This window comes from Micromonospora sp. NPDC005163 (genome assembly GCF_053599835.1).
The window spans coordinates 1-16,438 of sequence record NZ_JBSFYP010000104.1 but is presented as its reverse complement, the minus strand read 5'-3'; the positions used below and the strand labels follow the sequence as shown (position 1 = coordinate 16,438).

General features: G+C 70.7%; 16 protein-coding genes. 5 read left to right on the top strand and 11 right to left on the bottom strand.

Annotation, left to right across the window (positions count from 1 at the left end):
- Positions 1-1,538 precede the first annotated feature (1,538 nt).
- From ACWD6N_RS35525 to mshC, 4 genes are all read left to right on the top strand, one after another.
- Positions 1,539-2,243 carry an MSMEG_4193 family putative phosphomutase gene (locus ACWD6N_RS35525; RefSeq protein ID WP_450006432.1) on the top strand — a complete coding sequence of 235 codons (705 nt, stop codon included), beginning with the start codon at positions 1,539-1,541 and terminating at the stop codon, positions 2,241-2,243.
- 139 nt (positions 2,244-2,382) lie between these two features.
- Positions 2,383-2,961, top strand: coding sequence for a DUF3090 domain-containing protein (locus tag ACWD6N_RS35520; RefSeq protein WP_354968748.1), 579 nt, complete (start codon positions 2,383-2,385; stop codon positions 2,959-2,961).
- Positions 2,958-3,776 (top strand): SCO1664 family protein, encoded by an 819-nt coding sequence (locus ACWD6N_RS35515; RefSeq protein WP_450006430.1) that lies wholly within the window; start codon positions 2,958-2,960, stop codon positions 3,774-3,776. The genes ACWD6N_RS35520 and ACWD6N_RS35515 overlap by 4 nt, the downstream gene beginning before the upstream one ends.
- 66 nt (positions 3,777-3,842) lie before the next feature.
- Positions 3,843-5,081 (top strand): cysteine--1-D-myo-inosityl 2-amino-2-deoxy-alpha-D-glucopyranoside ligase, encoded by a 1,239-nt coding sequence (gene mshC / locus ACWD6N_RS35510; protein WP_450006428.1) that lies wholly within the window; start codon positions 3,843-3,845, stop codon positions 5,079-5,081.
- Here the strand turns inward: mshC and ACWD6N_RS35505 are convergent.
- From ACWD6N_RS35505 to ACWD6N_RS35495, 3 genes are all read right to left on the bottom strand, one after another.
- Positions 5,078-5,221, bottom strand: a complete 144-nt coding sequence (locus ACWD6N_RS35505; RefSeq protein ID WP_450006426.1) for a hypothetical protein — start codon at positions 5,219-5,221, stop codon at positions 5,078-5,080. The genes mshC and ACWD6N_RS35505 overlap by 4 nt on opposite strands.
- 92 nt (positions 5,222-5,313) lie before the next feature.
- Positions 5,314-6,105 carry a GntR family transcriptional regulator gene (locus ACWD6N_RS35500; RefSeq protein WP_450006424.1) on the bottom strand — a complete coding sequence of 264 codons (792 nt, stop codon included), beginning with the start codon at positions 6,103-6,105 and terminating at the stop codon, positions 5,314-5,316.
- A gap of 137 nt (positions 6,106-6,242) precedes the next feature.
- Positions 6,243-7,112 carry a PAC2 family protein gene (locus ACWD6N_RS35495; RefSeq protein ID WP_354968743.1) on the bottom strand — a complete coding sequence of 290 codons (870 nt, stop codon included), beginning with the start codon at positions 7,110-7,112 and terminating at the stop codon, positions 6,243-6,245.
- A 277-nt stretch (positions 7,113-7,389) separates the two neighbouring features.
- Here ACWD6N_RS35495 and metH point away from each other — a divergent pair, with 277 nt between their 5' ends.
- The gene (metH, locus tag ACWD6N_RS35490; RefSeq protein ID WP_450006434.1) at positions 7,390-10,890 is read left to right on the top strand and encodes a methionine synthase; all 3,501 of its coding nucleotides are present in this window, start codon (positions 7,390-7,392) and stop codon (positions 10,888-10,890) included.
- 57 nt (positions 10,891-10,947) lie between these two features.
- Here metH and ACWD6N_RS35485 read toward each other — a convergent pair whose 3' ends face one another.
- From ACWD6N_RS35485 to ACWD6N_RS35450, 8 genes are all read right to left on the bottom strand, one after another.
- Positions 10,948-12,099 (bottom strand): tyrosine-type recombinase/integrase, encoded by a 1,152-nt coding sequence (locus ACWD6N_RS35485; protein WP_450006422.1) that lies wholly within the window; start codon positions 12,097-12,099, stop codon positions 10,948-10,950.
- A 91-nt stretch (positions 12,100-12,190) separates the two neighbouring features.
- Positions 12,191-12,382, bottom strand: coding sequence for a helix-turn-helix domain-containing protein (locus ACWD6N_RS35480; RefSeq protein WP_450006420.1), 192 nt, complete (start codon positions 12,380-12,382; stop codon positions 12,191-12,193).
- A 22-nt stretch (positions 12,383-12,404) separates the two neighbouring features.
- Positions 12,405-14,204, bottom strand: a complete 1,800-nt coding sequence (locus ACWD6N_RS35475) for a replication initiator (protein ID WP_450006418.1) — start codon at positions 14,202-14,204, stop codon at positions 12,405-12,407.
- On the bottom strand, positions 14,204-14,470 hold the full coding sequence (locus ACWD6N_RS35470) for a hypothetical protein (protein ID WP_450006416.1): 267 nt from the start codon (positions 14,468-14,470) through the stop codon (positions 14,204-14,206). Before ACWD6N_RS35470 ends, ACWD6N_RS35475 begins: the two co-directional genes overlap by 1 nt.
- Positions 14,467-15,195 carry a hypothetical protein gene (locus ACWD6N_RS35465; RefSeq protein ID WP_450006414.1) on the bottom strand — a complete coding sequence of 243 codons (729 nt, stop codon included), beginning with the start codon at positions 15,193-15,195 and terminating at the stop codon, positions 14,467-14,469. The genes ACWD6N_RS35470 and ACWD6N_RS35465 overlap by 4 nt, the downstream gene beginning before the upstream one ends.
- Complete coding sequence (locus ACWD6N_RS35460) at positions 15,195-15,599, bottom strand: RRQRL motif-containing zinc-binding protein (RefSeq protein ID WP_450006412.1); 405 nt, start codon at positions 15,597-15,599, stop codon at positions 15,195-15,197. Before ACWD6N_RS35460 ends, ACWD6N_RS35465 begins: the two co-directional genes overlap by 1 nt.
- The gene (locus ACWD6N_RS35455; protein WP_450006410.1) at positions 15,596-15,895 is read right to left on the bottom strand and encodes a hypothetical protein; all 300 of its coding nucleotides are present in this window, start codon (positions 15,893-15,895) and stop codon (positions 15,596-15,598) included. Before ACWD6N_RS35455 ends, ACWD6N_RS35460 begins: the two co-directional genes overlap by 4 nt.
- Positions 15,892-16,332 (bottom strand): DUF6197 family protein, encoded by a 441-nt coding sequence (locus ACWD6N_RS35450; RefSeq protein WP_450006408.1) that lies wholly within the window; start codon positions 16,330-16,332, stop codon positions 15,892-15,894. The genes ACWD6N_RS35455 and ACWD6N_RS35450 overlap by 4 nt, the downstream gene beginning before the upstream one ends.
- Positions 16,333-16,438 lie beyond the last annotated feature (106 nt).

The following is a 16,438-nucleotide window of genomic DNA, read 5'->3' as shown; positions in this document are numbered from 1 at the left end:
GCGGCGTGCGCGGCGATCGGACCGGCGAACACACCACCGGCGAACGCGAGACCAGCAACAGACAGCATGCTCTTACGAATGATCGTGTTCATGAGAGGTCAGCTCCTTCAGGGGGTAGACACCCACACGCCCGAGGGGGACGGCGCAAGGGTGCGAGCACCTCGTCCGGCGCTTTCAACAACACGGGGGAAAGTCATCGGTCGGCGGCCTACGGGCGGGGGCTCGTGGCGCCGGGACTGTGTGTAACGACCGCCGGGCCGGGGGCATTCCGGGGGTGGCCCATCCATCGGCACCCTGCGTGAACGGGGTGCTGGTGCGGTCGTTCGCGGGGTCTGCAACGACCGGCTACCTGCGGGCATTCCAACCCGGGCCTGGCCGCCATCCCAACCCCCATAGGGGCGGGGTGCCGGGCCGGTGGTGCTGCGATCGTCAGGGTGTGTAACGACCCCCGGGCCGCCACGATTCCACCCCACGAGTGCAGCCGGTCACATGCCAGAGTCACCCGATACCGGACATTCGACGCGGAGATTGCCGGCTGTCGCGGGCTCAGCTCGACCGGCTGGGGTTGATCGACTCGGTATCACCGATATCGGGCCATCCGGCCGACCGGGACACCGCGACATCGCTGAAAATCGCCGACGTCCTCGAAATCGCCGACGACGCCGCATCGCTGACATCGAATCGACCACCGCGAACGAGGATGAAGCGAACCCCGGGGTGAGCTGGTCAACGAGCGATATACCTGTGAGGCATAAATATGCCTCACAGGTATACCGCTCACAACACCGACCACCGCCGCGAGGGCGGCGGGGTCACGCCCGAGGCGGGACCGAACGGGAGCGGTGAGCACCAGCGGGATACGCGCCCGGCGCGGGGAAGCGCTCACGACGACGCCCACAGGATCCGGGCTCGCCGCCGCAGCCTCGCGCGCCCGCAGCCTCGCGTCGATCATGGAGTTGTGGCGCCTCACAAACCAGACGGCTAAGGATATGTCGCCCACCGCGACTCCGTGATCGACGAGGCGGATGCACCGTCGCACCCGGAACAAGAACCGGACGACAACGGTCCGCCCGGGATGGGACTCACCGCACTGGCCAGAGGGATCGGGACGAATAGCGATGATCGGCGGGACGCGGATTGCCCGGACCCACCCCAAGGGACAGGAACCGACCGCCCACCGGGAATGGGCTCGCCGAATCCGCGCAGTGATTGGAACGGACCGACCAACCCGCCGGACGGGGCTTGCCCGATGCCGCGCAGAGGTTGCGAACGGGCGGTGACCACCGACGGGGTGGGGGCCCGCCGTGTCGGCGCAGGGATCAAGCCTGACCGCCCGGAGCCGGGCACGGCGGGCCCCACCCCGCACCAACCCGGCACACCGGCCACAGCCAGAGTTACACGCACCTCGGTGTGCCGGACCCAGGATGGGCGGTGGCGGATCCCGCGAGGCAACCCCGACGCAAACACGACATCCGACCACGCCCCACCCAGGAACCCCGCGACGGTCGAAGGCCTGGAACAGGTCATAGGGTGGTCCCGTGGCGACCCTTCTGCTTCTGCGACACGGCCGGACCACCGCGAACGCGGACGGTGGGCTGGCCGGCCGCCAGCCCGTCGAATTGGACGAGACGGGCCGGGCCCAGGCCACCGCGGTGGGCGAGCGGCTGCGGGGGGTGCCGCTCGCGGCGGTGGTGACCAGTCCGCTGATCCGCTGCCGGCAGACCCTGGAACTGGCGCTTCCGCAGGCCGCTCCGGTGGTTGAGGAGGGGTTGATCGAGTGTGACTACGGCAGCTGGGAGGGGCAGCCGCTGAAGAAGCTCGCCAAGGAGGCGCTCTGGCCGGTGGTCCAGCAGCACCCCAGCGCGGTGGTCTTCCCGGACGGGGAGGCGATGGCCGCGATGGCGGCGCGTGCGGTGGCGGCGGTGCGCTCGTGGGACGCCCGGGTGAGCGCCGAGCACGGGCCCGAGGCGGTCTGGCTGGCGTGCAGCCACGGTGATGTGATCAAGGCCATCGTGGCGGACGCGCTCGGCGTACACCTGGATCTTTTTCAGCGGATCGTGGCCGACCCGGCGTCGGTGACCGCGATCCGGTTCACGCCGCTGCGGCCCTTTCTGGTCCGGCTCAACGACACCGGCGGCGATCTCGCCGCCCTGGTGCCGCCGCCGCGTAAGCGGCGTCGGCGGGCGACCCGCGCGGGTGATTCCGACGCGGCCGTCGGCGGTGGGGCTGGTGCGCCGCGATGACGCCGTCTCGGGTGCCGGCAGGCGGCCGAGAGGTCGCCACGCCCGGCGGCAGCCACCGGTACGCCGGGCGCGCCGCCGCCAGGGCGATTCGGGTCGGTGGGGTGCGCGATGCCATGGCGGGCCGGATAGGGTCGTGGGTATGACCCACCAGGTGCACGCCTTCGAGCCGCCGGAGCGGTTCGTCGCCGGGACCGTCGGCCCGCCGGGGGAGCGCGCGTTCTTCCTGCAGGCTCGCGGCGGCGGCCGGCTGGTCAGCGTCGCGCTGGAGAAGGTCCAGGTGTCCCTGCTCGCCGAGAAGCTGGAAGAGCTGCTCACCGAGGCGCAGCGGCGCTTCGGCGTGGACCTGCCCGAGCTGGCGCCGGTGGTGGGCGACAACGAGCCGCTGGACACTCCGGTCGACGAGGAGTTCCGGGTCGGGACCCTCGGGCTGGCCTTCGACGTGGACACCGCGACCGTGGTGATCGAAGCGATCGCCGCCGGCGAGGTGGAAGCCGAGGTCGAGCTGGACGACGAGGACGACGAGGACGACGACGAGGACGACGAGCCGGACGAGGACCTGGACCGGCTCCGGGTCCGGCTCACCCCGCACGCAACCCGCCAGTTCATCGAGCGGGCCCGGCGAGTGGTGAACGCGGGACGGCCGCCGTGCCCGCTGTGCGGCCAGCCGTTGGACCCCGCCGGGCACCTCTGCCCGCGGCACAACGGTTACCACCGGTGACGTCGTCCGGCCTCCAGCCCCGCCAGGACGGCGACGCCGCGCTGCGGCTGTTGCGTGACGGCGCGCTCGACCTGGAGGGGCGGCTGGTCGACGCGTCGAACACGACCCTGCGCGGCATCCTGACGCTGGACGACCTCTCTGCGCGCTGTGTCTACAAGCCGGTCCGTGGCGAGCGCCCCCTCTGGGACTTCCCGGACGGCACCCTCGCGGGCCGGGAGGTCTCGGCGTACCTGGTCTCCCGGGACAGCGGCTGGGACCTGGTGCCGCCCACCGTGCTCCGGGACGGCCCGTTCGGGCCGGGCTCCTGCCAGCTCTGGATCGACGAGCCGGAGGACGCCGAGCCGCTGGTCGGGTTCGTGCCCGCGGAGGAGCTGCCGCCGCGCTGGTTTCCGATCGCCGCCGCCCGTGACGACGACGGCGCCGCGTACGCGCTGGCACATGCCGACGACCCGCGGCTGGCCCGGCTCGCGGTGCTCGACGCGGTGATCAACAATGCCGACCGTAAGGGTGGCCACGTGCTGGTCGGCGCCGACGACCGGATCTACGGCGTGGACCATGGGGTGAGCTTCCACGTCGAGGACAAGCTGCGGACGGTGCTCTGGGGCTGGTCCGGGAAGCAGCTACCACCGGACGCCGTGGAGATGCTCGACGGGCTCGCCGGCCAGGTCTCCGGGGCGCTCGGCGCGGAGCTGGCCGACCACCTGACGATCAGCGAGATCGCCGAGTTGGCCGCCCGGATCGACGTGTTGCGGCAGACCGGCCGTTTCCCGCAGCCGTCCGAGGACTGGCCGGCGGTGCCCTGGCCGCCCATGTGATCCACTGTCATTTTGATCACCCGTGGGGCGGCCCGGGGCGGTCGTGGGGCTGGCTAGGCTGAGGCCATGGAGTCTTGGGCGGGACACGAGGTGCCACGGCTGCCGGGCAGGGGCGAGCCGTTGGCGTTGTACGACTCGGCGCGGCAGGGTGTCCACCCGAGTGAGCCGGCCGACGCGGGAAGCATGTACGTCTGCGGCATCACCCCGTACGACGCCACGCACCTCGGCCACGCCGCCACCATGATCACCTTCGACCTGGTGCAGCGGATGTGGCGCGACGCCGGCCGTCCGGTGCGTTACGTGCAGAACGTCACCGACATCGACGACCCGCTGCTGGAGCGGGCCGCCCGTGACGGCGAGGACTGGGTGGTCCTGGCGATGCGCGAGACGGCGCTGTTCCGGGAGGACATGGAGGCGCTGCGGATCATCCCGCCGGAGCACTACGTGGGCGCGGTCGAGTCGATCCCGGACATCGCCGACAAGGTCGAGGTGCTGCTCAAGGACGGGGCTGCGTACCAGCTCGACGACGGCACCGGCGACGTCTACTTCGACGTCTCCGCCACCGGCCGGTACGGCTACGAGTCCAACCTGACCCGGGAGCAGATGCTGGAGATCTTCCCGGAGCGCGGCGGTGACCCGGACCGGGCCGGCAAACGCGACCCGCTGGACCCGCTGCTGTGGCGTGGCGCCCGCGAGGGCGAGCCGTCCTGGCCGGGCGGGGAGCTGGGCCCGGGCCGCCCCGGTTGGCACATCGAGTGCGCGGTGATCGCGCTGAACCTGCTCGGCGACCGGATCGACGTGCAGGGTGGCGGCAACGACCTGCTGTTTCCGCACCACGAGGCGTCCGCCGCGCACGCCGAGCGGCTCACCGGTCAGGCGCCGTTCGCGGAGCACTACGTGCACGCCGGAATGATCGGCCTGGACGGCGAGAAGATGTCCAAGTCCCGCGGCAACCTGGTCTTCGTCTCCCGGCTGCGCGCCGACAAGGTCGACCCGATGGCGGTTCGGCTGGCCCTGATGTCCGGGCATTACCGCAGCGACCGCACGTGGACCGACGAGCTGCTGACCGCCGCTCAGGAGCGGCTGGCGCGCTGGCGCCGAGCCGCCGCCGCGCCCGCCGGGCCGTCTGGGGCCGAGCTGCTGGCCGGGGTACGCGAACGCCTGGCCGACGACCTCGACACCCCCGGCGCCCTGGCCGTCGCCGACAACTGGGCCAACGCAACCCTCGCCGGCGCGAAGGACGACCCGGAGGCCCCAGCCCTTTTCGCCAAGACGGTGGACGCCCTACTCGGCATCCACCTCTAACCACCAGCGCCGCCGCGCTGCGCTGCGTCGCGTCGCGTCGTGATCGACTCGGTTTCCATGAAGGCGCGGTGTCCGGGCCGGTGCGACGCACCGATTTCCAGGAAGCCGAGTCGATCACCGCGCAACGTCGAGTCGATCATGACGTTGGCGGGCGATTCGATCTCTGCTGGACCCGTCAACCTCATGGTCGACAGGAGTGAGCAGGGGGCAGGCGCTGAGCTGGGGGTCCGGTTCAGCCCAGGACCAGGCCCGGGTCGAGGGTTGGGTCTGGGGTTGGGGCGGGGATCTTGTACTCCTCGGTGAGGGTGGTCATCGGGCCGGGCCAGGTGGCCTGGGCCACCTCGATCGGCTTGTGGTGGGCGTCGTACGCGACGTGCAGCAGGTGCAGCACCGGCGTGTCGGGCCGGATCTGAAGGGTCTCGGCCTCGTCCCGGCTGGGCTGGCGCGCGCTGATCGTGTCGGTGGCTGAGACGTACCGCCGTCCGGTGGCCTCCTCGGCCTCCTGGTAGAGCGGCCGGCCGAACGCCTCGGCGCGCTCCAGCGAGGTGCCGGCGGTGTCGGCGGGCAGGAACCAGGAGGCGCCCACCTCGACGGGGGAGTCGTCGGTGCGCACGAGGTGCCGGCGGCAGAGCAGGTCGGTGCCGTCGGGCACCCCGAACGCGTCGGCGACCTCGGCCGGGGCGGGGGAGCGGCCGACCGAGACGAGTTGTTGCCGGTACCGGGCGGCCAGGTCGGTGTGGTAGCCGCGGAAGCCGCCGTACCGGCCGCGGGAGAGCCGGTTGAGCCGGCGGCGGGTGCCCCGGACGTACGTACCGGAACCGGGTTTGGTGATCAGGATGCCCTCGACCCGCAGCTGGTCGACGGCGCGTTGCACGGTCTGCTTGGCGACGCCGAACATCTCGGCGATGGCCGGGATGGACGGCAGCCGCTCGCCGGGCGCCCAGTCACCGCGGCGGACCTGGGCCTTGAGCTGCGCGGCGATCTGCCGGTGCGGGAACTCCGCGGCCCCGGGGTTGATCTGCATACCCGCCTCCTTGATCACAGCTAGGTTCCTAGGATGCCCTAGAGGGTGTGACCTCGCTACCCCGGACACGCGGGAGAAGACGAAAACGGGCCCTGGACCAGAAGGTCCAGGGCCCGAACGTGAACGGGGGAGAGGCGCTACCAGGAGCCCGCGGTGGGGCCCGCCGAACCGCCCCGACGCCGCAGGTACTTCTCGAACTCCTGAGCGATCTCGTCACCGGTCAGCGGGGTGATCCCCTCGTCGCCGACTCGCTCCTCCAGCTCGCGGACGTACTCGCCGAGCTCGGCGTCCTGCTCGGCGGCGCTGCGCACACGCTGCTCCCACTCGGCGGACTCCTCGGCCAGGTCGGCCATCGGCACCGGCAGGTCGACGACCTCCTCGACCCGGTGCAGCAGGGCGAGGGTGGCCTTCGGGCAGGGCGGGTTGTTGGCGTAGTGCGGCACGTGCACCCAGAACGACACGGCGTCCACCTCGGCGCGGCTGCACGCGTCGTGCAGCACGCCCACGATGCCGGTTGGCCCGTCGTAGCGGGTGGGGGTGAGCTGGTAGCGCTCGGCGGCCTGCGCGTCGGAGGCGCTGCCGCTGATCGGCAGCGGCCGGGTGTACGGCACGTCGGCGAGCAACGCGCCGAGGAGCACCACCCGCTCCACCTCGAGGCTGTGGCAGATCTCCAGCACCTGCTCGCAGAACGTCCGCCAGCGCATGCTCGGCTCGATGCCCCGGATCAGCACCACATCCCGCTCGGTACCCTCCGGACTGGCCACCATGAAGCGGGTCGTCGGCCACTCCACCCGGCGGGTCTCCCCGTCGGCCATCGTGATGGTCGGCCGGCTGACCTGGAAGTCGTAGAAGTCCTCCGGATCCAGCTCGGTGACCGGCCGGGCGTTCCACACCTGCTCCAGGTGCTCGACCGCGGCGGTGGACGCGTCGGCCGCGTCGTTCCAGCCCTCGAACGCGGCGATGGCCACCGGGGACCGCAGCACCGGCAGTCCGTCGAACTCGGTCACGCCGTCACCTCACCCTGCTTGTCGCGGCCGACGCCGGGACCGTGCCCGGTCGTCGGGCCGTGGGGCACGGTGGCGTCCCTGTTGTCCTTCACGTCCGTCAGCCTACGTGCCGGGCCGGGGTGCGGCCCGTCGGCCGCGCCGGTCGGCCGGACCCATGACCGGGCATACAACGACGAACCGGACAGGGTGATCCCGCTGACACAATATGGGATCGGGCGCGGACGGCGGTGGGGTGCGATGGCGACCGCACTAACCTGAACGGGTGCGGACTTCGTTGATGGATGTGCTGGCCGACCGGATCCTCATCGCCGACGGGGCGATGGGCACGATGCTGCAGGCCGCGGACCTCACTCTCGACGACTTCGACGGGCTGGAGGGATGCAACGAGATCCTCAACGTCACCCGGCCGGACGTGGTGCGGGGAGTGCACGACGCCTACCTGGCCGCCGGCGCGGACTGCGTGGAGACCAACACGTTCGGCGCCAACCTGGCCAACCTCGGCGAGTACGACATCCCGCACCGCATCCGGGAGCTGTCCGAGGCGGGGGCCCGGATCGCCCGGGAGGCCGCCGACGCGGCCAGCACCCCGCAGCGGCCCCGGTTCGTGCTCGGCTCGATCGGGCCGGGCACCAAGCTGCCCACCCTCGGGCACGCCGACTACGCCACCCTGCGCGACGCGTACCAGGAGAACGCCGCCGGGCTGATCGTCGGCGGGGCGGACGCGCTGATCATCGAGACCTGCCAGGACCTGCTCCAGGTCAAGGCGGCGGTGGTCGGGTCGAAGCGGGCGATGGCCGAGCTGGGCCAGCCGGTGCCGATCATCTGCCACGTCGCCGTGGAGACCACCGGCACGATGCTGGTGGGGAGCGAGATCGGCGCGGCGCTGGCGGCGATCGAGCCGCTCGGGGTGGACCTGATCGGGTTGAACTGTTCCACCGGCCCGGCGGAGATGAGCGAGCACCTGCGGTACCTGTCGCAGCACTCCCGCATCCCCCTGTCGGTGATGCCGAACGCCGGCCTGCCGGTGCTGACCGCCGACGGCGCGTACTTCCCGCTCACTCCCGTGGAGCTGGCCGACGCGCTGGAGCGGTTCAGCACCGAGTACGGCGTGGGCCTGGTCGGCGGCTGTTGCGGCACCACGCCGGAGCACATCCGGGTGCTGGCCGAGCGGCTGCACGGCGTCACGGCCGCCTCGCGTGAGCCCCGGCACGAAGCCGGCGTCTCGTCGGTGTACCACCCGGTGCCGTTCGCCCAGGACGCGTCGGTGCTGATGGTGGGGGAGCGGACCAACGCCAACGGCTCCAAGGCGTTCCGGGAGGCGATGCTGGCCGGCGACTGGCGGGCCTGTGTGGAGATCGCCCGCAGTCAGGCGCGCGACGGCTCGCACCTGCTCGATCTCTGCGTGGACTACGTCGGCCGCGACGGCACCCAGGACATGCGGGAGTTGGCCGGTCGGTTCGCCACCGCGTCGACGCTGCCGATCATGCTGGACTCCACCGAGCCGGCCGTCGTCGAGGCCGGGCTGGAGATGCTCGGCGGCCGGTGCGTGGTCAACTCGGTGAACTTCGAGGACGGTGAGGGCCCCGACTCCCGGTACGCGCGGGTGATGCCAATCGTGCGGGAGCACGGCGCGGCGGTGGTGGCGTTGCTCATCGACGAGGAGGGGCAGGCGCGTACCCGGGACTGGAAGGTCCGGGTCGCGGCGCGGCTGATCGACGACCTGACCGGCCGCTGGGGGATGGACCGCGGCGACATCCTGATCGACGCGCTGACCTTCCCGATCGCCACCGGGCAGGAGGAGACGCGCCGCGACGGCATCGAGACGATCGAGGCGATCCGGGAGATCGCCCGCCGCTATCCGGGGGTCAATTTCACGCTGGGCATCTCGAACATCTCCTTCGGGCTCAACCCGGCGGCCCGGCAGGTGCTCAACTCGGTGTTCCTGCACGAGTGCGTGCAGGCCGGCTTGACCTCGGCGATCGTGCACGCCAGCAAGATCCTGCCGATGTCGAAGATCCCCGAGGCGCAGCGCGAGGTCGCCCTGGATCTGGTCTACGACCGGCGCCGCGAGGGGTACGACCCGGTGCAGCGCTTCCTCGAACTCTTCGAGGGGGTCGACGTGACCAGCGCGCGGGCCAGCCGGGCGCAGGAGTTGGCGGCGCTGCCGCTGGACGAGCGGCTCAAGCGGCGGATCATCGACGGCGAGCGCAACGGCCTGGAGGCGGACCTGGACGCCGCGATGGCCGGCGGCCGGGCCCCGCTGTCGATCATCAACGACATCCTGCTGGACGGGATGAAGGTGGTCGGCGAGCTGTTCGGCTCCGGGCAGATGCAGCTGCCGTTCGTGCTCCAGTCCGCCGAGGTGATGAAGACCGCGGTGGCATACCTGGAGCCGCACATGGAGACCACCGAGGACGGCGGCAAGGGCCGTATCGTGCTGGCCACCGTGCGCGGCGACGTGCACGACATCGGCAAGAATCTGGTCGACATCATCCTGTCCAACAACGGCTACGAGGTGGTGAACATCGGCATCAAGCAGCCGATCAGCGCCATCCTGGACGCCGCCGAGCAGCACCGCGCCGACGCGATCGGCATGTCCGGGCTGCTGGTCAAGAGCACCGTGATCATGAAGGAAAACCTGGCCGAGATGGCCACCCGCGGGGTCGCGGAGCGCTGGCCGGTGCTGCTGGGCGGGGCGGCGCTCACCCGGGCCTACGTCGAGGACGACCTGCGGTCGACGTTCCCCGGGCAGGTGCACTACGCGCGGGACGCGTTCGAGGGGCTGTCCCTGATGGACCGGGTGATGACCGCCAAGCGCGGCGGCGCGCCGGTGATCGACCCGGAGCGGGAGGCGGCTCTCGCGGCCCGTCGAGCCCGCCGCGAACGGCAGCGCTCGATGGTCAGCGAGTCGCTGCCGGAGCTGCACGACTCCTCGGTCCGCTCCGACGTGGCCGCGGACGTGGCGGTGCCCACCCCGCCGTTCTTCGGCACCCGGGTGGTCAAGGGTGTGCCGATGGCCGACTACGCGGCGCTGCTCGACGAGCGGGCCACCTTCCGGGGGCAGTGGGGGCTGAACGGCGCCCGGGGCGGCAGCGGACCGTCCTACGAGGAACTGGTGGAGACCGAGGGCAGGCCACGGCTGCGTTACTGGCTGGACCGGCTCATCGCCGACCAGGTGCTGGAGGCAGCCGTCGTGTACGGCTACTTCCCCGCGTACTCCGAAGGCAATGACCTGGTGGTGCTCGACGAGAACGGGCACGCGGAGCGCGCCCGGTTCTCCTTCCCCCGGCAGCGGCAGGAGCGACGGCTCTGCCTCGCGGACTTCTTCCGGCCCAAGGGCGACCAGCTCGATGTGGTCGCGTTGCAGCTGGTCACGGTCGGCCAGCCGGTCAGCGAGTACGCGGCGAAGCTGTTCGCCCGCAACGAGTACCGCGACTACCTGGAGGTGCACGGCCTCTCGGTGCAGCTCACCGAGGCCCTCGCCGAGTACTGGCACCGACGCATCCGCGCCGAGCTGACCCTGCCCGACGGCCGCCCGCTCGCCGCCGACGACCCGGCGGACCTGGCCGGCCTGCTGCGCAACGACTACCGGGGCTGCCGGTACGCGTTCGGCTACCCGGCCTGCCCCGACCTGGAGGACCGGGCGAAGATCGTGCAGCTGCTCGGGTCGGAGCGGATCGGCGTGGAGCTGTCCGAGGAGTTCCAGCTGATGCCCGAGCAGGCCACCGACGCTATCGTGGTCCACCACCCGGAGGCGAGCTACTTCAACGCCAAGTGACGGGCAGACGTGCCCTGACCTGCATTTCAGGTCGTCCGGAAGACCGTTGAACCATGATCATGCCGTCTCCAGGCCGTCAACGGCTTCCGGGCCGTCCTTGGCGTCCTGGTCCTCACCGAAGGCAGCATCGATGGCTCGGCGCGTGCGGTCCTCGCTGGTCGGCAGGAGATGCGTGTAGGTCCGCAGGGTGAATCCCGGGTCGGCGTGGCCGAGGTAGGTCGACAGGGCCTTGATGCTCTCCCCGGCGTCCAGGAGGACTGAGGCGTAGGTGTGCCGCAGGACGTGCATCCCGTTGCGGCGGTCGTCGGGGATGCCCGTTGCTCGGATCGCGGGCTTCCAGATGCCGGGGTTGAACTTCGAGCGGCTGAGTGGCAGGCCGTCAGCGGTCGTCAGGTAGAGCGTGACTGTCGTGGGGTCGCCGGTCAGGGTTCCCCAGGGCAAGGTGACCTCTACCGGCGCGTACTGCCTGGCGTGGTCGCCTAGGCGGCGAGCTACTGAGGCGGGGAGGGGAGTCTCTCGCGTCTTACCGCCTTTGGGCGGGGCGAAGATGAGCGCGCCGCGCACGAGCTTGATCTGACGGGCGACTCGGAGGGTCGGCCGGGTCGGATCCAGGTCGTCTGGGCTTACGGCGAAGATTTTGCCCTGCCGCAGTCCGCAGCCCGCGCCGAGGTCGGCGGCGACTCGGTAGCGGTCTGGCAGCTTCGCGCGGAACGCGGTGAATCGGTCGACTGACCAGGGCTGGACCTTGGTGGAGACGTGCCGGGGGCGTTGGATGCTCTTGGCTGCGAACGGATTGCTGATGATTTTTTTGTCGTCCACGGCGGCGTTCAGGATCATCGACACGTCGCTGAACAGGACCCGGCGGTAGCCGGCAGACAGTCCCTTCTCCTGCAACTCGCGCGCCCACGCTCGGATCGTCGCCGGCTGGATCGACGCGATGGGCTTGTTACCGATGGTCGGATACACGTGCAGCCGAAGTTCGTACTCGATGCGGTCGCGGGTGAGGAGGTCCGTCGTCGCAGCAGCGAGCCATTCGTCGGCGTACCGCTTGAAGGTCGTGCGACCGGCGTCGGGGTCGACGTAGGTGCCCTTGAGGATGTCGGCCTGGACGTTGGCGAGGAACGCTTGTGCCTCGCGCTTCTTCTTGTCAGGGAACGACTGCGACTTCTCTTTGCCGTCCGGAGCGAGGTACCGGACGCGGTAGCGCATTCCCTGCCCGCACTGCGGCTTTGGTTCCTGCCGGGACTTCCCGTCCGGACCGGCCACCGTCTTGTACCAGCGGTCAACGATGTGGGCCATCTCAGGCCGCCTTGGACTGGTCGGCGAACCACGCACGCACCACGTCAGGGTCGTACCGCAGATGCCGACCGACACGACCGGCAGGTGGACCGATTCGGCGCTTGCGCCAGGTGTAGAGCGTCTGGACCGGGACGCCGAGGTAAGCCGATACGTCTTCGACGGTCCAGAGCGTGAGGGGTTGTGCGGTGGTCATGTCGTCTCCCGTAGTCGAGGGGTCAGGCGGCAGCCGGCGCGGTGCCGGCGGGGGTGGTGCCGAGTTCGTGGGCGAGTTCTTCGCGGCCGGTGGTTCGTCGCTCCCGGGCGAGGGCGGCGGCGGTGTTGGCTAGCAGGGCGTCTCCGGTGGTGTGCCAGCCGATTCCGGCGAAGGTGAGGGTGCCGACGATGAGCGTCGTGTCGTCTTCGTCGAGGTGGTCGACGGCGCGGAGGACGCCGGGTTGCTCCTCGGCCTGGTCCTGGTGCTCGTGCCGGCGGAAGCTGACCCGGGTGTCGCGAAGGAGTTGGAAGGTCACCGAGTAGCGGCGGGCTTTGGTGAGAAAATGGCCGCCGAAGCCGAGCATGTGAGCCCACCGACGCAGCCGGGCGTAAGGGTTGGTCGCCGCTGGTTTCGTCGATTCGGTGTCAAGGCTTGCTTGACGCTCTGCGATGCAGACGGGGCACGCGGCGTAGCGGGTGTGGGTGCCGCAGTCGGGGCACTCCCAGCGGTCGACGAAGCCGGGTGTGGGCCGGTGGTCCCGGGGCCGCTCAGAGAGCGGGACGGGTGTGCCGGTGGGTCGGCCGGTGTGCCAGCAGGCGTCGATGAGGCGGGCGGTGTGGTCGCCGTCGGGGTCGGCGTAGTCGCCGATGGAGTCGGCGTCGAGCCTGACAGAGCGGTGCCCGGTTACCTCGGTGCTCTTGGTGGCGTATTTGGCAAGGTAGCCGGCGACCATGCTGTCGGTGACATCACCGTCGCCGGCCAGGCTGATGGGTCGGATGTCGAGGCCCTTGCCCGGGTCACCCCAGGCGATCGACCAGCCGGCGGACTGGTCGGGGTGGGCCGGGCTGGCGAAGGCGACCTGCTCGACGGCGGCCCGGATCGCGTCGTCCAGGTCCGTGACGGTGAAGCCGGCCGGTGGCGGCACGACGGCGGTCGGATCGTCGGGGTGGACGCCGTCGAGGCGCACCAGGGCGTGGAAGTGCACCGCTCCGCGTGCCTGAAACTCGGCCACCTTCCCGTGCGACAGCCGAACCGGCACGACGGTGCGGGTGTTGCCGGAGGCGGTGACGACGTGGACGCGGGGGATGCCCCGGCGGCGGGCGAGTTTGGCGAGCCATCGTTCCGCGGCTTGCTTGGTGCGGTGCCACAGCTCGCCGGAGAACAGGTTCCAGACGACTTGGTGGGTATGGTCGTAGCAGTCCAGGCACAACGGCTGCCCGAGCACCTGATCCCCAGTCTCGTGTCTGGCCCAACAGACGGCGGGTCGGCCGTGCTCGCAGAGTCCGGTGTCGCGGCGGGCGTGGCAGGGGTCGGGGCGGCAGTCGCAGCGTTTGCGGTTGCCGCAGGTGTGCCGCTTCACCGCCCGGGTGTGCACGGTGCCGAACGACGGTGCGGTGAAGGTGGCGAATACCGCCGGGTGTTGGGTGACGGTGTCGGGGACGCCTTTGCCGCCGATGAGTCCAGCTCGGAGGAGTTGGTAGGCGTCGCGTTGGTAGGTGTGGGCGCAGGCGGGGCAGACGGTGGCACGGCGGTTACCGCAGGCGGTGTAGATCGCGGCGTCCGGCATGGCATCGGTGTGCCGCTGGTCCAGCACGCGGCCGGTGCCCTGCTCGACGGTGAGCAGGCTGCCGGCGAGGCGGATGGGTCGGGTGCAGCCGCCGGCGGCGCGGACGTGTTCCAGCCACCCGAAGTAGTCGGGTTGGGTGGCGCGGGTGAAGGCGGAGCCTTCGGCGGTGTAGTCGTAGACGGGGATGGTGTCGGCGTTCGAGCCCACACCCCGGGCCGTGATGGTTCGGGGTGTGAGGTCCAGCGTCGAGGCCATCAGCCGCGTACCTCGGTGAGGTGGCGGGTGGTGATGGTGCGTTCGGTGACGATGACCTGGCAGGCACCGCACTGGCGCTTCGCCGGTTCGTGCCTGCGGCAGGGAATCAGGGCGGTGGTGTCGCCGCAGCGGATGGTGACCGGTGCCCGGCAGGGACCACCGGGGATGACGTCGACGAGGGTTCGGCGGATGTCGAACGGGTGCGCGTCGGGGAAGGCGGGGCAGGTGTGGGTGACCTGCTCGATGTCGACGAGATAAATGGTCATCGGACAGCGCCACCGATGGTGGTGAGGAGTTTCCCGGCGACGACCGCGCTGACGTCGAGGCGGTCGGCCAGCTCGGCGGGCGTGATGGGTTGGCCGGTGGCTTGTTCGTGCTGCACGGCCGCGAAGCGGGCAGTGGGCAGCAGGTGAGCGGGAACGTCGACCGGCTCGGAGGCCGGTGCGGTGACGGTCTCTGGCTCGATAGCCGGGGTCGGTTCGGGGGCCAGGGTGATGGCGGCCGGTGGTGCCGGCTCGGTGGTGACCTGCTCGGCTACCTGAACGCGGATGGGCCGCGCCGGCTCTGCGGCCGGTGGCAGGGGTTGCGTGGTTGGTGCGGGGGCGAGGACGAGTTTGACCAGGGCCATGAACGCCAGAGCGGGAACAGCCGACAGGAGCCACCCAGACGGGCCGGGTTTGGCAACGGCGAGTTGCGCGGCGAGGGACAGGCCGGCGGCGGCGATGAGCAGGACCATCGGGTAGCCGATGGGTGCGCCGGTGCGGCGGCGTCGGCGGATGGTGAGCAGGGCGGCGATGGGGACGAGTTCGGAGATGACGGCGTTTGCCCAGCCGAACCATCCCGGGGTGTTGGTGGGGCTGTTGGCCATGGTCCAGTCGTGGACGTGGGTGAACGACGCGGCCCCGGCGGAGCCGCCGACGACGATGAGGATGAGGACCAGGACCAAGCCCTCCAAGCGGGTGCCGGCGCTGGCCGGTGTGGTGGTGGTCATTAGTGGCCTCCGTGGCAGTCGAGGCAGCAGCCGTAGCGGCGGGGGATGTAGTAGGGCTTCAGCTGCTCGCAGGTCCGGCAGGTCCGCCGGGCGAGGAGGGCTTTGCCGATGGCCTCCCGCTGAGCGGGCGTGGCGGTGCGCTTGGCTTTGGCGAGGTCGGTGCGGTAGAGGTAGGCGACCCGCCGGTTCTGGCGGTGTCGCCAATAGATCTGGGCGACGGGGTCGTGTCCTCCGGGGCGAAGGCCGGCGGCGCGGAGCTGCCGCAGGGTGGCCAGACCGGTGGGTGCTCCTTGGTAGGGGAAGGTGGGGAACCCGTAGCGGGTGCCGAGCGGGTCGTAGAACTCGACCCGGATACCGGTCCGGTCAGTCAGGGCGTCCAGGTCGGCGCTGCGCAAGCCGGTCATGGCTTGTCTCCCCAGCGCTGCTGGGCGGCCTGGCGGGAGATGCCGAGACGCTGGCCGATTTCGGCCCAGGAGTAGCCGAAGGCCCGCAGGCCGATCACGGCTTCACCGATCGCGTCATCCATGACTGAGGAGAGGGCGACGAGATCCCGCAGTGCTTCCACGTCTCCGGTGGCGACGCGGCGGCCGTGAGCGCGGATGATGCGCCGAGCGAAGCCGGCGAACTGGTCGTTCTCGACGACGTCCCGACGCCGCTGCCGGGGCAGGGATGGCGTCAAGGACACCTTGACGGTGCTCATGCGTTCTCCCCTCTGGTGGTGCGGAGGGATTCCCACTCGTCGGCAGCCGCCTGGAGGGCGGTGATGACCTGCTCGGCCGTGCGGGCCGGGTCGTCGTTCCACGAGTAGGGGGAGGTGTGCTCATCGAGCAGGTAGCCGTCCTCGTCGATGAAGAACATGGGTGCGGTGGTGTCGAGGTAGTCGACGAACACGCCCAGAGCGGCGAGGTAGTCGGCGAGGGCGTCCGGGTCGAGCTGGGAGAAGTGCTCGACGGTGTGTCCGGCGCAGGCGATGCCGATGGCCCCGGCGGCGCAGGCCGGCGGGGTGAGGGTGGCGGTGGTGTTGGCGTAGTAGGTGCCCTGGTGCCAGCCGTGCCGGTGCAGGTAGAGGGCAGCCATCCGCAGCAGGTCAGCAGGTGTGACCTGGACCCGTGCGGGTGGGTTTTGGGTAGCCTTCATGGCAACCACGTTGTCCCGTACCGGGTTTGATGGAGACATCGAAACCTGGGAGGAAACCAGCGATGCCCGCACCGAAGAAGTACAACGATGAGCTGCGTGAGCGTGC

What these genes read in the sequence shown, in the direction of transcription:
- ACWD6N_RS35500 (WP_450006424.1), bottom strand. Translation starts at nt 6,105, where the DNA reads ATGCAGATCAACCCCGGGGCCGCGGAGTTCCCGCACCGGCAGATCGCC.
- ACWD6N_RS35465 (WP_450006414.1), bottom strand. Translation starts at nt 15,195, where the DNA reads ATGACCACCACCACACCGGCCAGCGCCGGCACCCGCTTGGAGGGCTTG.
- ACWD6N_RS35460 (WP_450006412.1), bottom strand. Translation starts at nt 15,599, where the DNA reads ATGACCGGCTTGCGCAGCGCCGACCTGGACGCCCTGACTGACCGGACC.
- ACWD6N_RS35455 (WP_450006410.1), bottom strand. Translation starts at nt 15,895, where the DNA reads ATGAGCACCGTCAAGGTGTCCTTGACGCCATCCCTGCCCCGGCAGCGG.
- metH (WP_450006434.1), top strand. Translation starts at nt 7,390, where the DNA reads ATGGATGTGCTGGCCGACCGGATCCTCATCGCCGACGGGGCGATGGGC.
- mshC (WP_450006428.1), top strand. Translation starts at nt 3,843, where the DNA reads ATGGAGTCTTGGGCGGGACACGAGGTGCCACGGCTGCCGGGCAGGGGC.
- ACWD6N_RS35450 (WP_450006408.1), bottom strand. Translation starts at nt 16,332, where the DNA reads ATGAAGGCTACCCAAAACCCACCCGCACGGGTCCAGGTCACACCTGCT.
- ACWD6N_RS35475 (WP_450006418.1), bottom strand. Translation starts at nt 14,204, where the DNA reads ATGGCCTCGACGCTGGACCTCACACCCCGAACCATCACGGCCCGGGGT.
- ACWD6N_RS35505 (WP_450006426.1), bottom strand. Translation starts at nt 5,221, where the DNA reads ATGATCGACTCGACGTTGCGCGGTGATCGACTCGGCTTCCTGGAAATC.
- ACWD6N_RS35485 (WP_450006422.1), bottom strand. Translation starts at nt 12,099, where the DNA reads ATGCGCTACCGCGTCCGGTACCTCGCTCCGGACGGCAAAGAGAAGTCG.
- ACWD6N_RS35520 (WP_354968748.1), top strand. Translation starts at nt 2,383, where the DNA reads ATGACCCACCAGGTGCACGCCTTCGAGCCGCCGGAGCGGTTCGTCGCC.
- ACWD6N_RS35480 (WP_450006420.1), bottom strand. Translation starts at nt 12,382, where the DNA reads ATGACCACCGCACAACCCCTCACGCTCTGGACCGTCGAAGACGTATCG.
- ACWD6N_RS35470 (WP_450006416.1), bottom strand. Translation starts at nt 14,470, where the DNA reads ATGACCATTTATCTCGTCGACATCGAGCAGGTCACCCACACCTGCCCC.